Source organism: Halomonas sp. SCS19 (assembly GCF_040147015.1).
GTDB classification, from domain to species: Bacteria; Pseudomonadota; Gammaproteobacteria; order Pseudomonadales; family Halomonadaceae; genus Halomonas; species Halomonas litopenaei.
In genome coordinates, this window is record NZ_JAMSHN010000001.1 from 448267 (window position 1) to 464339 (window position 16073).

Annotated in this window: 14 protein-coding genes; 7 read left to right on the forward strand and 7 right to left on the reverse strand. The window is 60.0% G+C overall.

The annotated features are described in order from the left end of the window. Window positions 1-66 precede the first annotated feature (66 nt). Window positions 67-846, forward strand: coding sequence for a glutaredoxin family protein (locus tag NFH97_RS01755; RefSeq protein WP_222515330.1), 780 nt, complete (start codon window positions 67-69; stop codon window positions 844-846). Between the two features lie 96 nt (window positions 847-942). On the opposite strand, the gene NFH97_RS01760 is transcribed toward NFH97_RS01755, so the two are convergent. The 6 genes from NFH97_RS01760 to NFH97_RS01785 all read right to left on the reverse strand — a co-directional run bounded on the left by NFH97_RS01760 (window position 943) and on the right by NFH97_RS01785 (window position 7403). Then, window positions 943-1713 carry a copper resistance protein B gene (locus NFH97_RS01760; protein ID WP_253028747.1) on the reverse strand — a complete coding sequence of 257 codons (771 nt, stop codon included), beginning with the start codon at window positions 1711-1713 and terminating at the stop codon, window positions 943-945. 13 nt (window positions 1714-1726) lie between these two features. Further along, window positions 1727-3607: a copper resistance system multicopper oxidase gene (locus NFH97_RS01765; RefSeq protein ID WP_349624293.1), complete on the reverse strand. Its 1881-nt coding sequence runs from the start codon at window positions 3605-3607 to the stop codon at window positions 1727-1729. Between the two features lie 227 nt (window positions 3608-3834). Continuing rightward, on the reverse strand, window positions 3835-5184 hold the full coding sequence (locus NFH97_RS01770) for an ATP-binding protein (protein WP_349624294.1): 1350 nt from the start codon (window positions 5182-5184) through the stop codon (window positions 3835-3837). Continuing rightward, complete coding sequence (locus tag NFH97_RS01775; protein ID WP_349624295.1) at window positions 5171-5833, reverse strand: response regulator transcription factor; 663 nt, start codon at window positions 5831-5833, stop codon at window positions 5171-5173. The genes NFH97_RS01770 and NFH97_RS01775 overlap by 14 nt, the downstream gene beginning before the upstream one ends. An 83-nt stretch (window positions 5834-5916) precedes the next feature. Beyond that, the gene (locus tag NFH97_RS01780) at window positions 5917-6405 is read right to left on the reverse strand and encodes a cupredoxin domain-containing protein (RefSeq protein WP_349624296.1); all 489 of its coding nucleotides are present in this window, start codon (window positions 6403-6405) and stop codon (window positions 5917-5919) included. Window positions 6406-6503: 98 nt separating this feature from the next. Beyond that, complete coding sequence (locus tag NFH97_RS01785) at window positions 6504-7403, reverse strand: LysR family transcriptional regulator (RefSeq protein ID WP_045994126.1); 900 nt, start codon at window positions 7401-7403, stop codon at window positions 6504-6506. A 150-nt stretch (window positions 7404-7553) separates the two neighbouring features. Between NFH97_RS01785 and NFH97_RS01790 the strand changes: the two genes are divergently transcribed. The 6 genes from NFH97_RS01790 (at window position 7554) to NFH97_RS01815 (ending at window position 14521) form a co-directional block, all read left to right on the forward strand. Next, on the forward strand, window positions 7554-8687 hold the full coding sequence (locus tag NFH97_RS01790; protein ID WP_108131724.1) for a 4-oxalomesaconate tautomerase: 1134 nt from the start codon (window positions 7554-7556) through the stop codon (window positions 8685-8687). A 127-nt stretch (window positions 8688-8814) separates the two neighbouring features. Continuing rightward, window positions 8815-9942: a Bug family tripartite tricarboxylate transporter substrate binding protein gene (locus NFH97_RS01795; protein WP_349624297.1), complete on the forward strand. Its 1128-nt coding sequence runs from the start codon at window positions 8815-8817 to the stop codon at window positions 9940-9942. Between the two features lie 101 nt (window positions 9943-10043). Continuing rightward, window positions 10044-12002 (forward strand): tripartite tricarboxylate transporter permease, encoded by a 1959-nt coding sequence (locus NFH97_RS01800; protein ID WP_213228310.1) that lies wholly within the window; start codon window positions 10044-10046, stop codon window positions 12000-12002. A 1095-nt stretch (window positions 12003-13097) separates the two neighbouring features. Beyond that, window positions 13098-13490 (forward strand): Ltp family lipoprotein, encoded by a 393-nt coding sequence (locus NFH97_RS01805; RefSeq protein ID WP_349624298.1) that lies wholly within the window; start codon window positions 13098-13100, stop codon window positions 13488-13490. A 177-nt stretch (window positions 13491-13667) separates the two neighbouring features. Beyond that, entirely contained in the window at window positions 13668-14009 is a 342-nt protein-coding gene (locus tag NFH97_RS01810; RefSeq protein ID WP_349624299.1) for a hypothetical protein, read from the forward strand. A 218-nt stretch (window positions 14010-14227) separates the two neighbouring features. Further along, window positions 14228-14521: a TM2 domain-containing protein gene (locus NFH97_RS01815; RefSeq protein ID WP_349624300.1), complete on the forward strand. Its 294-nt coding sequence runs from the start codon at window positions 14228-14230 to the stop codon at window positions 14519-14521. A gap of 796 nt (window positions 14522-15317) precedes the next feature. On the opposite strand, the gene NFH97_RS01820 is transcribed toward NFH97_RS01815, so the two are convergent. Next, on the reverse strand, window positions 15318-16013 hold the full coding sequence (locus NFH97_RS01820; protein ID WP_045994121.1) for a FadR/GntR family transcriptional regulator: 696 nt from the start codon (window positions 16011-16013) through the stop codon (window positions 15318-15320). Window positions 16014-16073 lie beyond the last annotated feature (60 nt).

Sequence of the window (16073 nt, forward strand, 5' to 3'; positions counted from 1 at the left end):
ACGGAAGCCTCAGGGGCCACCACCCTGGCCTGTCTGGGCTTTTCTCAACCACCACAGGGAGAGGAAATGAGCACGAACACAGCAAGCCCGGCGCAGCGGGCCTCATCCAGCACTGCCCGCCTCTATCGCATGAAGACCGCGGAGCACCTCTGCCCCTTCGGCCTCAAGACCCTGTCGCTGCTCAAGCGCAAGGGCTACCAGGTCGACGACCACACCCTGACGTCACGTGAAGCCATCGACCGCTTCAAGCAGGAAGCCGACGTGGACACCACACCCCAGGTGTACATCGGCGACGAGCGCATCGGCGGCTACGAGCAGCTGCGCCGCTACCTCGGCATGAGCGTGCCCGGCGACAAGGAAGTCAGCTACCGTCCTGTCATCGCCATCTTCGCCACGGCCCTGCTGATCGGCCTGGCGGTGGGCTGGGTGTCCGGCCAGTCGCTGGTCTCAGTGCGCACCATCGAGTTCGCCGTCGCCTCGGCCATGGTTCTGCTGGGCCTGCAGAAACTGCAGGACGTGGAAAGCTTCAGCACCATGTTTCTCAACTACGACCTGTTGGCCCAACGCGATGTACGCTACGGCTACATCTACCCCTACGCCGAAACACTGGCCGGGATACTGATGCTGGCAGGCAGCCTGATCTGGCTCGCCGCGCCTGTGGCCCTGTTCATCGGTACCGTGGGGGCCATTTCGGTGTTCAAGGCGGTCTACATCGACAAGCGCGAACTCAAGTGCGCCTGCGTCGGCGGCAACAGCAACGTTCCCCTAGGCTTCGTTTCCCTGAGCGAGAACCTGATCATGCTGCTGATGGGCCTGTGGATGCCGGCCAAGGCACTGTTAATGTAAGACACGCTTGCCCTGACGGCTCCAGACGTGCAGCAAAAACCCGCCAGGCATTGCCTGGCGGGGTTTCCTTGAGTGGCAGCCATGTCCGCAGAGGGATCAAAACCAGACGCGTAGCCCGGCAACCACTGCGGTGTCCTCCACTTGCCCTCCTTCATCACGCGCCATATCGGCAGTATCGCCATAAAGTTTCTGCCAATAGGCGCCGATATAGGGCGCGAACTTGCGATGTAGCTCATAGCGAAGGCGCAGGCCGGTGCGCAAGGAATTGAATCCCTCCCCTACACCGAACTCCTCGGCATCATCGAACGCCACTTCCATTTCCAGGCGAGGCTGCAGATAAAGCCGCTGGGTCAGTCGCAGATCATATTCCTGCTCCAGGCTCAAGGAGGTATCACCATCGTCACTGACACGAAGATCCAGCTCGGTTTCCAACCGGTAGGGCGCCAGCCCCTGCAGACTGATCACGCCGAAATAGCGCTCGGGATGGTCATCGCTGCCAAGCCCGCCCTGGTAGCCAAGCCCTCCCTGTAGCTCCCAGAAGTCGGCAATCAGTCGGCTATACAGCAGATCCAGTGATTCAAATTCCGCATCTTCGCCATCCCCTTGGGTATTGTCCCCTTCCCCCTTCAGGTAGACGCGATGAACGTCGCCTCCGTACCAGGCCTGAAAATCCCAGGTTACTGCCTCGCTGTCTTCAGACGGCCAGACGTATTCCAGACGGTCGACCAGCACCGAGCCACGCAGATGTTCCTGCATGGGCGACGGCCAGTGATCTGGCGCGTCGTAGCCATCCTCAGCCAGCGCCAGCGACGACAACCCCAGGCCCGATAGCGTTGCCAGGCAAATACGGCCCACACGAATTTCCATGCGTCATCTCTCCTCAGGCAACCTTGACGACGCGGAACATGCCGGCGTCCATGTGATAAAGAAGGTGGCAGTGGAACGCCCAGCTGCCCTCGGCATCCGCCGTGATCAGTGCAGAAAGGCGCTCGCCAGGCTTGACGTTCAGGGTGTGCTTGCGCGGAATCAGCTCGCCGGCACCATTCTCCAGCTCCATCCACATGCCGTGCAGGTGGATCGGGTGCTCCATCATGGTGCGATTGACCAGGATGAGGCGCAGACGCTCGCCCTTGTCGAAGTGGATCGGCCCCGAGACCTCACTGAATTTCTTGCCGTCGAAGGACCACATGTAGCGTTCCATGTTACCGGTCAGATGAAGCTCGAGTTCGCGACCAGGAGGACGACGGTCAGGCCATGGCGCGATGGCCTTCAAGTCCTGATACACCAGCACACGACGCTCGCGGGCATCCAGGCCGATTCCAGGCTGATCGAGGCGGGAGCCAGGCTGCGCCACGCCTACCGGCAGCATGGCTGTACCAGTGGCGCTCTCCGTACTGTCCATCGGGCGGTGATCCATTCCCGCCATGCTCGAGTGGTCCATACCGGTCATCGAGCCATGATCCATGCCGCCCATGTTCGAGTGATCCATACCGGCCATCGAGCCATGATCCATGCCCGTCATGCTCGAGTGATCCATGCCCGCCATGCTCGAGTGATCCATGCCCGCCATGCTCGAGTGGTCCATACCGGCCATCGAGCCGTGATCCATGCCGTCATGGGCTCCCATGGCCTCCATTCCTCGATCGGCGATACGTCGGCGTTCCGGCACCGGCGCCACCATCCCCATACGCGGCGCCAGGGTCCCCCTGGCAAAGCCGCTTCGGTCCATGGACTCGGCAAAGATGGTGTAGGCCACATCGTCTTTCGGCGTCACCAGAACGTCATAGGTTTCCGCCACCCCGATGCGGAACTCCTTGACGGGCACGGGCCGGACCGGCTGGCCGTCGGCCGCCACCACCGTCATTTCGAGCCCCGGAATCCGCACGTCGAAGTAGCTCATGGCGGAGCCATTGATGACACGTAGCCGCTGCGTCTCGCCGGGGCGAAACAGGGCAGTCCAATTGTCATCGGGTGAATGACCGTTGAGCAGATAGGTGTAGGTGGCGCCGGTAACATCGGCGATATCACGGGAGCTCATGCGCATCCGGCCCCACATGGCACGCGCTTCCCAGGTGGAGGCGAGCCCCTGACGATCCACATCGGCGATGAAGTCTCCCAGGGTGCGCTCCTGGAAGTTGTAGTACCCCTCCCCGGTCTTCAGGTTGTGGAAGATGGTCGAGGGGTCCTCGAAACTCCAGTCGGTCAGCAGCAGCACGTGCTCGCGGTCATAGCGAAAGGGTTCGCGCTGTTCGGCGTCGATGACCAGGGGGCCCACATGGCCAATCTGCTCCTGCAGTCCTGAGTGGCTGTGGTACCAGTAGGTGCCGCTTTGACGGAGGGGAAAGCGATAGGTAAAGGTTTCGCCCGGCATGATGCCGGCAAAGCTCACGCCGGGGACGCCATCCATCTCAGGCGGCAGGAGAATGCCGTGCCAGTGAATCGAGGTGGGCTCGTCCAGCAGGTTGGTCACCCGCAGCGTCACGTCCTGCCCTTCCTTGAGCCGGATCAGGGGGCCAGGGCTGGTGCCGTTGAGGGTAATCGGCCGTGCAGACTGGCCAGCGATGGGCACGCTCTGGCGACGAATGGCCAGCGAGATATCCGGACCGCTTTCCACCCCCTTGGGGTAACTCGAGGTCTGCCCCCAGGGGTTGGCCCAGGCAGGCGCCAGACCGAGGGCGGCGGTGCCGATTCCCAGGGCTGCGCTTCCCTTGATGAATCCTCGTCGTGATAGCCGATGTGGCGGCAGAAGTGTCGTCGACATGGGTGCTGTCTTCCTGTGCGATGAACTTCTGCCATCTTCCATCGCCAAGCTGAAAGCCAGCTGAATCCTTAGGCGCTGTCCGAAAAGTCGACGAGCGAAGGTTAGACAAGGCAAAAATCGGTGAGAAAGCGCAGTTTACGGGGTGTAAATGAGCATTTTGACCGGGCTGGCGCACCAGACGATTTTTAACGCCGTATTACCGAGCGCAGGCACTTTTCAGACAAGCCCTAACGCACGGCCTCTCTCTCGGAGGTTGACGCCAGCGCCAACGGCAAGCGGATGGTCACCTCGAGTCCACCACTGGGCGCCGCCTGAAAGCCGACCTCTCCCCGGTACTGCTCGACCAGTTCAAGCAGAATCGACAGGCCAATGCCGTTGCCTGGCCGCCCTTCATCCAGCCTCTGCCCTCGCCGGCCCAACAATGGCAGCAACTCCGCCGCCACTCCGGGGCCATCATCCTGGATCTTCAGCTCTAGACATCGCCCCAACGTCATCGCGAGCCACACCGACTGGTTGGCCCACTTGCCCGCGTTGTCGAGCACGATGCCGATCATTTCCAGGAAGTCCTGTCGCTCCATCTCGATGCAGGCATCCTCGGCGTCCCCGAGGGCCATGACGAAGCGCTTGTCGGGGTACAGGCTTCGAAACATGTCAAAAAGCTGGTCGAGTTCCCGCTTTACCCGGGTGTGCTGGCCGCCACCGGGGCCCGCCAGACGCGCCTGACGCAGATGGGACTCCATCAGCTCCTGCATCAGCGTCAACCGCTCCAGCAGACGCTCACGGCGGGATTGATCAAGCTCACGCTTGCTGCGCAGCGCCTGCATCACCGCGGTCAGAGGGGTCTTGAGCGCATGGGACAGGTCTGCAACGGCGTTACGCGAACGCACCAATCGGCGCTCCTGGCTGTCCATCAGACGGTTGAGTTGCGAGACCAGAGGGCGGAACTCCTGCGGCACCTTCATTCTGAGGCGCTGTCGCTGACCACTTCGCAGCTCGGCCAGCTGGCGCTGCAACAGATCCAGTGGTCGCAGGGCGGCATTGACCGCCAAACCGTTAAGCAGCGAAAGAGCCAGCAGCACCAGACCTGCGATGGCGCCAATCCACCAGTGCAGTGCCGCAAGGCCTTCCTCGACGCTGTCGAAGGATTCACCGATGAGCAGCACCCCAGGCCTACCGTCCACCGTAAAGGTTCGCCTCAACACCAGCAGGTGACGCCCCTCCAGGTGCACATCCAGCAGCGACCTGTCAGGCCCATCCAGATGGGGCGTCAGCGCCGACAACCAGGTCGGATGGGAGGTGGTGACGATCTCGCCGCGCTTGAGCACGTACAGGTGATGAAAGACCTCGGCCGACAGGCTCGAGGGCAAGGTGGGGGCCGGTACCGGGTCTGCGGCTTGACGCAGTTGCGCCAGGCGATACTCCGCCTCCTGCCGCAGTCGATCACCCAGAAAGTCCCGCGCGGTCTCGCGCAGCAGCAGGCCATGCATGAACCAGGTCAACCCCATGACCAGCAGGGACACCGCCCCGAGGCTGACCAGCAGGCGCAGACGGAGACTATTGCGTCTAATGCGAAACAAGCACGTACCCCTGGCCTCGGCGGGTCTGGATGACATGCTTGCCCAGCAGACGCCTCAGGCGCGCGATATAGACCTCCACCAGATTGGGCGCCGGGGCATCCTGCTCCAGGGCGTAGAGCTGATCGAGCAGCTTCGTCTTGGAGTGCACCCGGTCAGGGTGGTGCATCAGGTAGCGCAGCAGGCAGAACTCGGTGGCGGTAAGCGTCTGCCATGGGCCTCCCGCGCAACTGACCTGGCGCTGCTCCTCGTCAAGGCGGATGCCATTGACGATCAGCCGCGCCGTCAATTCGGTACGCCGCCGCAGCAGCGCCTGTACCCGCGCCAGCAGTTCCTGTTCGTGAAAGGGCTTGGTGAGGTAGTCATCAGCCCCCCGACGAAGGCCGTCCACCTTGTCCTGCCAGGCATCGCGAGCCGTCAGGACCAGCACCGGAAGGCCTAGGCCGTGTTCACGCTGGAACTCGAGCCAGTCGAGCCCCGAACCATCGGGCAGGCCGATATCCAGGATCATCAGTGCATACTCTTCGCTGTGCAACAGCGCCTTTGCCACGCTCAGTCGCTCGGCAACGTCGACGCGATAGCCATGATCATCCAGCGTATCCTTCAGACTCTCGCAGAGCAGGTCATCGTCCTCGACCAGCAACAGCTTCATCACCATCATCTCCCTGCCAGCGGGCCCCGGCATGCCACGCCTCACTCGAGCCGGACGGGGTGGCCCCGTCCCAGGCTTGCCGCCTATTCTCCCACACTCAGGGTGCCATGCATGCCCGCTTCAAAATGTCCGGGTACATTGCAGGCGAAGGTCAGCGATGCCCCCTGCTCCGGCGCCTGCCAGACAAGCGTCCTGGTCTCTCCCGGCGCCAGAGTCACCGCCGGCATGTCCATGGCGCCTTGCATCTGACTCATGTCGTGGCCGTCACCGTGCATGCCATGCCCTCCCCCCGAGGCCATCTCACGCATCATCTTGCGGTGTTCGTTCTGAGCCTCGGCGGAGCCGATCACGAACTCGTGCTCGAGCTGACCGCTGTTGGTGACCTCGAAGGCCACCACCTCCCCGGGGGCAACGCTCAAGCTTTCCGGGTCGAACCAGATATCGCCGGCCTCGACGGCGATGGTGCGATCCGCCTGATCGGGGTCCATGGCCTCCGATTGAGCGTGGCCGGGACCTGCCAATGCCTGGGTCGACAATAGGCCAAGAGCGACCACCATCAGTGTGCTGCGCATGACGTCATCCTTCCGTTTTGGGTGTCTCCCTCTGTTTGTAGCGCAAGAACCTGAATCCATACTGAATCGGCGATAGATGGCCACGCTGTTCACTGCGCCTACGAATGCTTCCACTGTTCCAGCAGCAGATCGATAAACAGCTGGGCGGTGCCCGAGATACTGTGCACGTTGCTGCGTACCAGGCCGATGGTGCGCTGGATGCGTGGCTCCGGCAGCTCCCGCGAACACAGGATCTCGTGATCCGGGCCCGGCATGGTCATGCGCGGCAGAATCGCCACCCCCAGGCCCGACTCCACCAGCCCCAGCGAGGTGGACAGATGCTGTACTTCGTAGAAGCTGTTGAGGTGGATGCCCTCGGCGGACAGCGCATTGTCCAGCAGGGTGCGATTGCCGCTGTCGCGACTGACGGTGATCAGCCGCACCTGCTCGAGGTCTGACCACTCGATTTGCTCCCTGGCCGCCAGAGGGTGATCGGAGCGCAGCGCCAAGACGAAGGGGTCTCTCATCAACTGGGTGAAAGACACCTCAGGCCGCTGGGCGCTGAACATGTTGATGCCGAAGTCGGCCTCGCCGCTGATGACCTTCTCGAGACCCTCGTTGGCGCTGACATCCAGAATACGAATACGGATGCCCGGCCAGGCCTCGCTGAACCCCCTGATCACGCTTGGCAGAAAGTAGAAGGCAGCGGTCGGCAGGCAGGCGATGGTCACGGTGCCGGTCTGGTGGGTGGCCAGCTCGCGGATACCGAGGATCGAGGACTCGTACTCTTCGATCATCCGTCGCGCCCGAGGCAGAAAGTCGGCGCCTATCGGCGTCAGCCGCGTACGCCGGGTGGTGCGCTCGAGCAGGCCCACCTCCAGCAACTCTTCGAGCTTCTGGATTCGCCGTGACAGCGCAGGCTGCGACAGGTGCAGGCGCTGAGCCGCCTCATGGAAGGAGCCCAGCTCCGCGACCTGGATGAAGGCCTGCAGATCGAGAAATTCAAGACGGTGCTGCATCGGGTCACTCTTGCATGAAGGCTTTTGGACTAATAACCATAGCGCATTAATCCTCATTTCGCATTGATAGACGCCAAACTTTGCATTTGAAGCATCAATAGACGCCTGACAAGCTGATACCACGACCTCCAACAACGGCGTGGCATCACGATGATGAACAGCATCCCCTGCATGATCATGCGCGGCGGCACCTCCCGCGGGCCCTTCCTGCGCATGAGCGACCTCCCCGACGACGAGCCCGCCAGGGCGGAAATCCTGATCAGCCTGATGGGCTCCGGCCACGCCCTGCAGATCGACGGGATCGGCGGCGGCGACCCGCTGACCAGCAAGGTGGCCATCGTCGAGCGCTCCAGCCACCCGGACGCCGACGTGGACTACCTGTTCGCCCAGGTGGACGTGCTCAACCGCCGTGTCGACTTCAACCCCAACTGCGGCAACATGCTGTCTGCCGTCGGCCCCTACGCCATCGAGTCCGGCCTGGTGGAGCCGCAACCGGACTACACCCTGGTGCGGGTACGCAACCTCAACACCCAGCGACTGATCGAGTGCCACGTACCCACCGACGCCGGCCAGGTCCGCTACGACGGCGACACTCGCATCAGCGGTGTCCCCGGCAGTTCCGCCGCCATTCAACTGAGCTTTCTCGACATCGTCGGAACCAAGACGTCGGGACTGCTCCCGACCGGCCAGGCCGCCGACACCATCGACGGTGTCACCGTATCCTGCCTGGATGCGGCCACCCCGATCATCATGATCGACGCGCGAGAGCTTGGACTGAGTGGCCGCGAGACGCCGCTCGAGCTGGACGCCGACAGCGACCTGCTCAAGCGTCTGGAGAGGATCCGTCGTCATGCAGGAGAGCTGATGGGGCTTGGTGACGTCAGCGACAGCGTGCTACCGAAGCCAGTGCTGGCCTCGCCCGCCGAGGATGCCGAGCGCACCCTGTGCACCCGCTACTTTGTCCCCCATCGCTGTCACAAGGCGATCGCTGTCACCGGTGCCATCGCTGTGGCGAGCGCCGTCAGCGTCCCTGGCACCGTCGCCAATCGCATCGCCATCGATGCAGGGCAACTCAAGGCCGGTGACCTCAAGGCGGCCGTCAGCCTGGAGCACCCGTCGGGCTTCATCGACCTCCAGGTAGAGCACCGCGACGGCGACCCCGGCGATATCGCCCGAGCCTCATTGATCCGCACCGCCAGAAAGATCATGAGCGGCACCCTGTTCTACGCCCTGCCCGACCCTACTCTGCCCGGCACGTCTTCCAGCCGCCCCGGCCCGGACTGATCTGCACCGACAAGGACGCTGCCGGCTGCGCCGAGCGCCGCCGCGCCCGACAACCACAACCGCCATAACAATCACCACCTCCCCAACCGACATAACAATCGTCACAACGACCGTCAGGAGACACGCCATGAAGACCCGTAAACCTTCCTCGTTCACCGCATCACGCCTCGCCTTGTCCCGCGTTACCAGGGCCGCGGCACTCGGCATCGCCATCGCAGGCGCCAGCCTCGCCGGCAATGCCCAGGCCGCAGAGGTCGAGGTACCCGCCAATATCAAGTGGACCGTGCCGTTCGGCGTCGGCGGCGGCACCGATGTGTGGGCGCGCTTCTTTTCGCCCTGGCTCAGCGACTATATCCCCGGCGAGCCGACCATCATGATCGACAACGTCCCGGGAGGCGGCTCGATCAATGGCGCCAACCTGTTCGCCATGCGCGCCAAGGCCGACGGTTCAAACTGGCTCGGCACCTCGGCCTCCACCCAGTACCCGGCGATGCTGGATGATCGCCGCGTACGCTATGACTACAGCGAATGGACGCCGATCCTGGCAACCCCCACCGGCGGGGTGGTCTATGGCCAGCCGAGCCTTGGCGACACCGCCGACGCGGCGATCGATGCCCTGCTCAGCCAGCCGGTCAAGCTGGCCGCCCAGAATCCCACCGGTCTCGAGCTGCCCGTGCTGATCGCCCTCGACCTGCTAGGCGCCGACGTCCAGGCGGTGTTCGGTATGCGTAGCCGCGGCGAGGGACGACTGGCCTTCGAACGCGGCGAAGCGGACATCGATTTCCAGACCAGCTCGGCCTACCTGAGCAACGTCACCCCGCTGGTCGAGTCCGGCAAGGCAGTGCCGCTGTTCTCGCTGGGCCTGCTCGACGACGACGGCAAGATTGTTCGCGACCCGGCCTTCCCCGACCTGCCGACCTTCAACGAGGTCTACCAGGCGCGTCACGGCGAGGCGCCCTCCGGGCCTGCCTATGAGGCATTTCGCAAGTTCTTTGCCTCTGGCTTCGCCCTGCAGAAGCTGATCATGGTGCCCAGGGACACCCCTCAGGAGCTGGTCGACGCCTACCGTGACGCTGCCCGCGAGTTCGTCGCCACCGATGAGTTCAAGCAGGACGCAGAAGCCCAGCTCGGCCCCTATACCCCGGTCATCGGTGACGTCATCCAGCGCCACCTGGAAGACGCCATGTCGATCGATGAGGCGACCCGTGAGTGGCTGGCCAAGTGGCTCGAGGAGAAGCACAACGCCAGGATCTGACACCGTTCGGGAAGCGCCGGCCACGACGGCCGGCGCCTCCTGGCTCAACGACTTCAACAAGACGCCCTCGGGCGTCACCAACAACTCGAGAGCCACACGCCATGCTTGATATCCTTCTTTCCAGCCTGGGACAGCTGTTTACCCTGTCCCATCTGCTGTTCATGACGCTGGGGGTGCTGGTCGGCCTGGTCGTCGGCATCATTCCAGGCCTCGGCGGCATCGCCGGCATGTCACTGCTGCTGCCCTTTCTCTACGGCATGGAGCCCACGGTCGCACTCGGCATGCTGATGGGCCTGGTGGCGGTCATCCCCACCGGCGACACCTTCGCCTCCGTGCTGCTGGGCATTCCCGGCTCCAGCGCGTCACAGGCCACCGTCATCGACGGTTTCTCCCTGGCCAAGAAAGGCCAGGCCGCACGGGCCCTGTCCAGCGCCTTTCTGGCATCGATGATCGGCGGCCTGATCGGTGCCGTGGTACTGACCGGCTTTATCCTGATCGCCAGGCCGCTGGTGCTGTCGTTCTCGTCATCGGAACTGTTCATGCTGACCCTGCTCGGGCTTTCCATGGTGGCAGTGCTGTCGGGTGCGGACCTGTTCAAGGGTCTGGCCGCCTGTGGCCTGGGTCTGCTGGTGGGCGGTATCGGCATGGCACCGGCCACCGGAGAATTTCGCCTGAACCTCGACATCGACTACCTGTTCGATGGCCTGCCGCTGGTGGTCGTCGGCCTCGGCATCTTCGCCCTGCCGGAGATCATCGATCTGCTGGTCAAGCGAGGCGCCATCGCCGAAAAGCCCTGCCGTCTCGGCGAAGGCTGGCGTCGCGGTATCCAGGACGTCGGCGAGCAGCGCGGGCTGGTCGCACGCTGCGCCGCCATCGGCAGCCTGGTCGGCACCATTCCGGGGCTCGCTGGCTCGGTGGTGGACTGGCTGACCTACGGCCATGCGGTGCAATCGGCCAAGGACAGCTCCGAGTTCGGCAAGGGGGATATTCGCGGCGTCATCGCCCCGGAGTCGGCCAACAACGCCTGCGCCTGTGGCGCGATGGTGCCGACCTTGCTGTTCGGGGTGCCCGGCTCGGGCACTGCGGCGGTGTTCCTCGGCGGCCTGCTGCTGCTCGGCCTGCAGCCCGGGGTGGGCATGATCGAGACCCATCTGGACCTGACCTACACCATCATCTGGTCGCTGGCCCTCGCCAATATCCTCGGCGCCGCGCTATGCCTGATCCTGGCCCGTCCCGTGGCCAACCTGACCCGGGTGCCCTTTGCCACCCTGGCGCCACTGATCACGGTGCTGATCATGTTCGCCGCCTTCCAGGCCACCCGCGCCACCGGCGATCTGCTCGCACTGGGTGCCATCGGCGTGCTGGGCGTGCTGTTCAAGCAGGCCAACTGGTCACGTCCGGCCTTCCTGATCGGTTTTGTGCTGGCACCGGGCGCCGAGGCCTACTTCTACCAGGCGGTCCAGTTCCAGGGCACCGACGCCTTCCTGCGCCCCGGCGTGCTGATCATCGGCGCCATGATTCTTGCCGCCATGTTCATTCCGGTGATCGGCAAGCAGATCAAGAAGCGGCGTCAGCCGATGTCGGTGGGCGCCGCGGCCACCGAGTCTAAGCCCGACGCTGAATCCCATCGTCTGGGGATCATCGATATCGTGCTGCTGGGAGCCCTGCTGGCGCTGGCGGCCAGCGCCTGGGTCAACGTCTCGGAGTTATCACTGATCGGCGGCATCATGCCACGGCTCGCGATTGCCATCATGGCCCTCGCCTGCCTGGCCGAGATCGTCCGCAGCGTGGTACGTCGCCCCCGCTGGGAGCGTCAGACCTTCGCCCGAGAAGCCATCTGGCTGGTCGGCTTCTTTGCCCTCGTCGCCGCCATGCTGACGCTGGGCTTCATCACCACAGCCACACTATTCACCCTGGTGTTCCTGCTGGCCATCGCCAAGCTCAAGCCCTGGGTCGCGGTGCTGATGGCGCTGGGAGTACTGGCATTCCTGCTGGCTATGGCAGAGTTTCTGACCCTGACCTATCCCCAGGGAATCCTCGACCCGCTGTTGTTCTACTGACCCCCGCAGCGACCCGCAGCAGCCCTGCAAGTACGAAAGCCACCGCTGTACCACGAGGCCCCGCCAATTGAACTTCACCCCGAAAGTTGGGGGCCAGTTCATGGCAGGGGCCTACCTGATTGAGGTCTACTCCCGATACCTGCTCGCCGCCTCCGCACTCAGCGGATAACTTCACAATGTGGCGGACGCCGTCGATACACCAACTCTCCATTCCGATCGCTCATCTTGCCAGCCGACTGTCCCGCACCGCCGGTCAACACCCAAAAGCTAGAAAGACTGGCACGTAGCGCATTCACATGTAGACACAAGTCGTCTAGAAAAAGCGCGCTGACATAACCCTCGAAGCACCTAAGAACTCAAAAAAATCGGAAGCGGATTCTAACTACCACATTAGCAACCTGGTGCGATGTTGAAAAAATTCACAAAGTATTGAGCCAGGTTAGTATAACGTGCCTACGACACCACGGCGGCATGCATGTTTTTCAGCACAGTTTCTAGTAAAATTTCGGTTAGTCACCACGATTAAAGGTAGTCACGTAGCCATATAACGCATACCTTGTGCAGAATATTATGATGCGTATTGTTAAGATTTTCGAGCATGGGGTAACCGCGAGACATCTTAAGAATGCCAACAAGATTTAAAAGAACAGAAAAACTCATGCAGAGATAATTCTGCGCATAATAATTAGAATCTTCTAATTACGCAAGGAATATACAATGGAATGCCCACATTGCGAAATTAGCATTGGCTTTTTTTCAAAGGCGATAAATGGCTTCGAAAAAAAACGATGTCCTCATTGCAAAAAAAAGGTAAAAACCAGGATCAGCTTGAAAATGGTCGCCATACTGCTGCCTCTAGCATACCTATTCCATTTTTTCATATTGAAACCCATGGCAATTATTTCTGGATTTAGCGGTCCGGAAATACTATGGATATCGGGGACGTTAGCAATGGCGCTTTCATTAAGGCTTTACAGCGATGAATCGGCATAAACGTTACATAACAATCGAAGACTAGGCGATGTGTAACGCTCGCTTTATTGAAGCGTTAAGAGAATCAGGCCAACTGTAGTCTATTTGCAAAAGGAGTCATCTATGAAAAACGTGTTAACACGGGTCGGCATTTCGTTTATTGGTATTACTGTCCTTGCAGTCGCACCTGCATGGGCGCAAGAACTAACGAACCCACAAAAAAATGCTGTCCGGTCAGCGAATCAATACCTCAGCATGCAAGGTTTTTCTCGACAAGGACTTATAGACCAACTTTCATCGGATTTTGGGGATGGTTATGAGGTTTCCGATGCAACCGTAGCAGTTGATAGCCTAGAAGTTGATTGGAACAAGGAGGCGCTGGATTCAGCGAAGCTGTATCTCAGCATGCAGGGGTTTTCATGCAAAGGTCTAATTGATCAACTTTCATCGGAGAGCGGAGACAACTTTACCGAGAGCCAAGCCACCTATGGGGCACAACAGGCAGGCGCTTGTTAACTTGACACTACCTGCTTTTCTTACGCAGGTAGTGTCAACAGTAATTTATGTAATAGCGTCGGCGAACCCAACAAGGAAAAGCAGTACAGAAAAATTCTGCTTCGCACAAGCTTGCTTTTTCATCAGCGTTATACCTTACGGTAAGTCGGAAAGAAACCAATTGGAAGTGAGAAAACCATGAAGTTCATATACGCAGGGGCAGTCATTGTTGCGGCCACAATTCTTGGCGGATGTTCTCAGTCGGCACCCAAGTGCTCTGATAACGAGACCGTCGCCTTGGTTAAAGAAATCACCAGAGACGGACTGGTTTCTCAATTCGGACAAGAAGTCTCGGACAGTATCCAGTTGGAAGTTGACGCCATACGCACCACTGATTTCAACGATAAAACCGGTTCACAGCAGTGCGCGGCTCAGCTTACGATAAAAAGTCAGGGGGATACCGAGACGGCAGATATCACATACACGAGCGAGCTGGCAGATAATGGAGAGAAATTCTACGTCACCGTCTATGGGCTGTGATACTTAACAAAGGAATGGATAGGGAGGTTTTCTTCGCCATGCGCTCCACACCGCCTCCCCTAATGCACGGCGTCGTATGTCAATTTAAAACACACCCTGACACGCCATAAATCTGCGGTTACCAACATTGGCAAGATTGATACAAATCACGACATTGACATAAAAGTTCAATATCATAGTAAATCGTTACGTTAAGAAACTTAAAATGGAGATGATAAATGTTTTGTAGTGGTTGCGGAAATGAAATTCACGAAACAGCCAGAGCGTGCCCTAACTGTGGAGCTCAACAAAAAAGTATTCGAGGAGAGAAAAGTAGAGTCGCAACAGCGATTTTAGCTTTTTTTCTTGGTGGATTTGGCGCACACAAGTTCTATCTAGGAAAAATAGGACAAGGCATCATTTACTTGATTTTTTGTTGGACCCTAATTCCTGCGATCATCGCTTTTATTGAGTTCATCATTTATCTTTGTGAATCAGATGAAAGATTCGAAACAAGATATCAAAATCAATAAAATGCTTTGTCGACCGCACTCCATCATCAAACTATAGCCTACAACACATTTATTTTTACAATAACGCTAGATAGCAAGTTCTTTAGGTATGGTTCGCAACGCGTGAAACCTTTTCCATGCGTTGCGTTTCCCACTCCATGGGAGTGCGTTATGGTGGCAGCCGCTTATGCCACCCTCTGATCCTTAACTGGAGCGACCGCCATGACGTCGATTACATCATCGCATCGCCGCGAACAAGCGTCTTGATTTTACCCAGCAATCGTGGATACCGATCTAAGAGATCATTCGGGCATTGAAGGCCTCGGACTGGACATACCAACCGCACTGTGCCGGCTCTGCCGATCGTAATCCGGCTCAACGTACTCGAAGACCTGCGTTCATATCGCCCCCTAGGCGCTGTCCGAAAAGTCGACGAGCGAAGGTTAGACAAGGCAAAAATCGGTGAGAAAGCGCAGTTTACGGGGTGTAAATGAGCATTTTGATCCGATTTTTAACGCCGTATTACCGAGCGCAGGCACTTTTCAGACAAGCCCTAGTCTCGAAACACTCTCCGTGGATAGCCTCGATCTTGTGTTGCGGGTACGTTGTTTCTTCTTTGGAATCGCTAGCTCTGTCATGAGCCACCTCATTCAGATTAGTTCCTCAACCGGGTCTCCACTGCTACTGGGCAAGATCACATCTGACCACCCCGGTGCAGCTTTTGAGCTAGCCATCGAGTTAACTCGGACTGCCCACAGGAGTTGCACTGAGAGCCATGGGACTAAAACCACCTAATAACCTGGAGCACCGCCCCCCCTCAGTGGCTCCCCTCGAACATGCGATGACGGGCGTTGTCGATATGGGCGCGCATGGCGGCTTCGGCGCGCTCGCCATCCTTGTCGCTGATCGCCTCGACGATCGCCAGGTGCTCATCCTGGACCAGCTTCAAGCGCTCCTGAGAGGCCATCAATGACAGCCCCCGGGTCAGGTTCATGCCTTCCTTGATGCTCTCGTTGAGCGACTTCAGCACGGTGATGTAGTAGTGGTTGCTGGCCGCCTCGGTGATCGCCAGGTGGAAGCGATAGTCCTCGTCGGTGGCCAGATCGTGGCGGGCGTTGGCCTCATCGATGATGTCGTAGCAGCGACGGATCTGGTCGAGCTGGTCCTGGGTGCGTCGCAACGCCGCCAGGTGCGCCGCCCGCGCCTCGACATTGGTACGAAACTCGAAGCAGCGCTGGATATCGGCGATGCTCGAGATCGGCGCGAACTTGAGCACCGCACTGTCGGGCTGACGGATCACGAAACTGCCGGAGCCCCGCCGGGACACCACCAGTTCGTCTTCTTTGAGCCGGGCCAGGGCATCACGCAGCACCGGCCGGGACACTTCGTAGCGCTGGCACAGTTGCGCTTCGGTCGGCAGCTTCTTGTTGACCGGATACTGGCCCTCGATGATCGCTTCCAGAATCTTCTCGTAGACCGCCGAAGCCAGTGAAAATTTTTCGTCTTGTGCCATCTTGCCCTGCTCCGGTTCTCTGTTCCCTGGAAGCCGCCTGGCTTGCACCATCAGGCGCCA

Coding starts and splice junctions, on each gene's coding strand:
- NFH97_RS01755 (WP_222515330.1), top strand. CDS start 67: ATGAGCACGAACACAGCAAGCCCGGCGCAGCGGGCCTCATCCAGCACT.
- NFH97_RS01760 (WP_253028747.1), bottom strand. CDS start 1,713: ATGGAAATTCGTGTGGGCCGTATTTGCCTGGCAACGCTATCGGGCCTG.
- NFH97_RS01765 (WP_349624293.1), bottom strand. CDS start 3,607: ATGTCGACGACACTTCTGCCGCCACATCGGCTATCACGACGAGGATTC.
- NFH97_RS01775 (WP_349624295.1), bottom strand. CDS start 5,833: ATGAAGCTGTTGCTGGTCGAGGACGATGACCTGCTCTGCGAGAGTCTG.
- NFH97_RS01780 (WP_349624296.1), bottom strand. CDS start 6,405: ATGCGCAGCACACTGATGGTGGTCGCTCTTGGCCTATTGTCGACCCAG.
- NFH97_RS01785 (WP_045994126.1), bottom strand. CDS start 7,403: ATGCAGCACCGTCTTGAATTTCTCGATCTGCAGGCCTTCATCCAGGTC.
- NFH97_RS01790 (WP_108131724.1), top strand. CDS start 7,554: ATGATGAACAGCATCCCCTGCATGATCATGCGCGGCGGCACCTCCCGC.
- NFH97_RS01795 (WP_349624297.1), top strand. CDS start 8,815: ATGAAGACCCGTAAACCTTCCTCGTTCACCGCATCACGCCTCGCCTTG.
- NFH97_RS01800 (WP_213228310.1), top strand. CDS start 10,044: ATGCTTGATATCCTTCTTTCCAGCCTGGGACAGCTGTTTACCCTGTCC.
- NFH97_RS01805 (WP_349624298.1), top strand. CDS start 13,098: ATGAAAAACGTGTTAACACGGGTCGGCATTTCGTTTATTGGTATTACT.
- NFH97_RS01810 (WP_349624299.1), top strand. CDS start 13,668: ATGAAGTTCATATACGCAGGGGCAGTCATTGTTGCGGCCACAATTCTT.
- NFH97_RS01815 (WP_349624300.1), top strand. CDS start 14,228: ATGTTTTGTAGTGGTTGCGGAAATGAAATTCACGAAACAGCCAGAGCG.
- NFH97_RS01820 (WP_045994121.1), bottom strand. CDS start 16,013: ATGGCACAAGACGAAAAATTTTCACTGGCTTCGGCGGTCTACGAGAAG.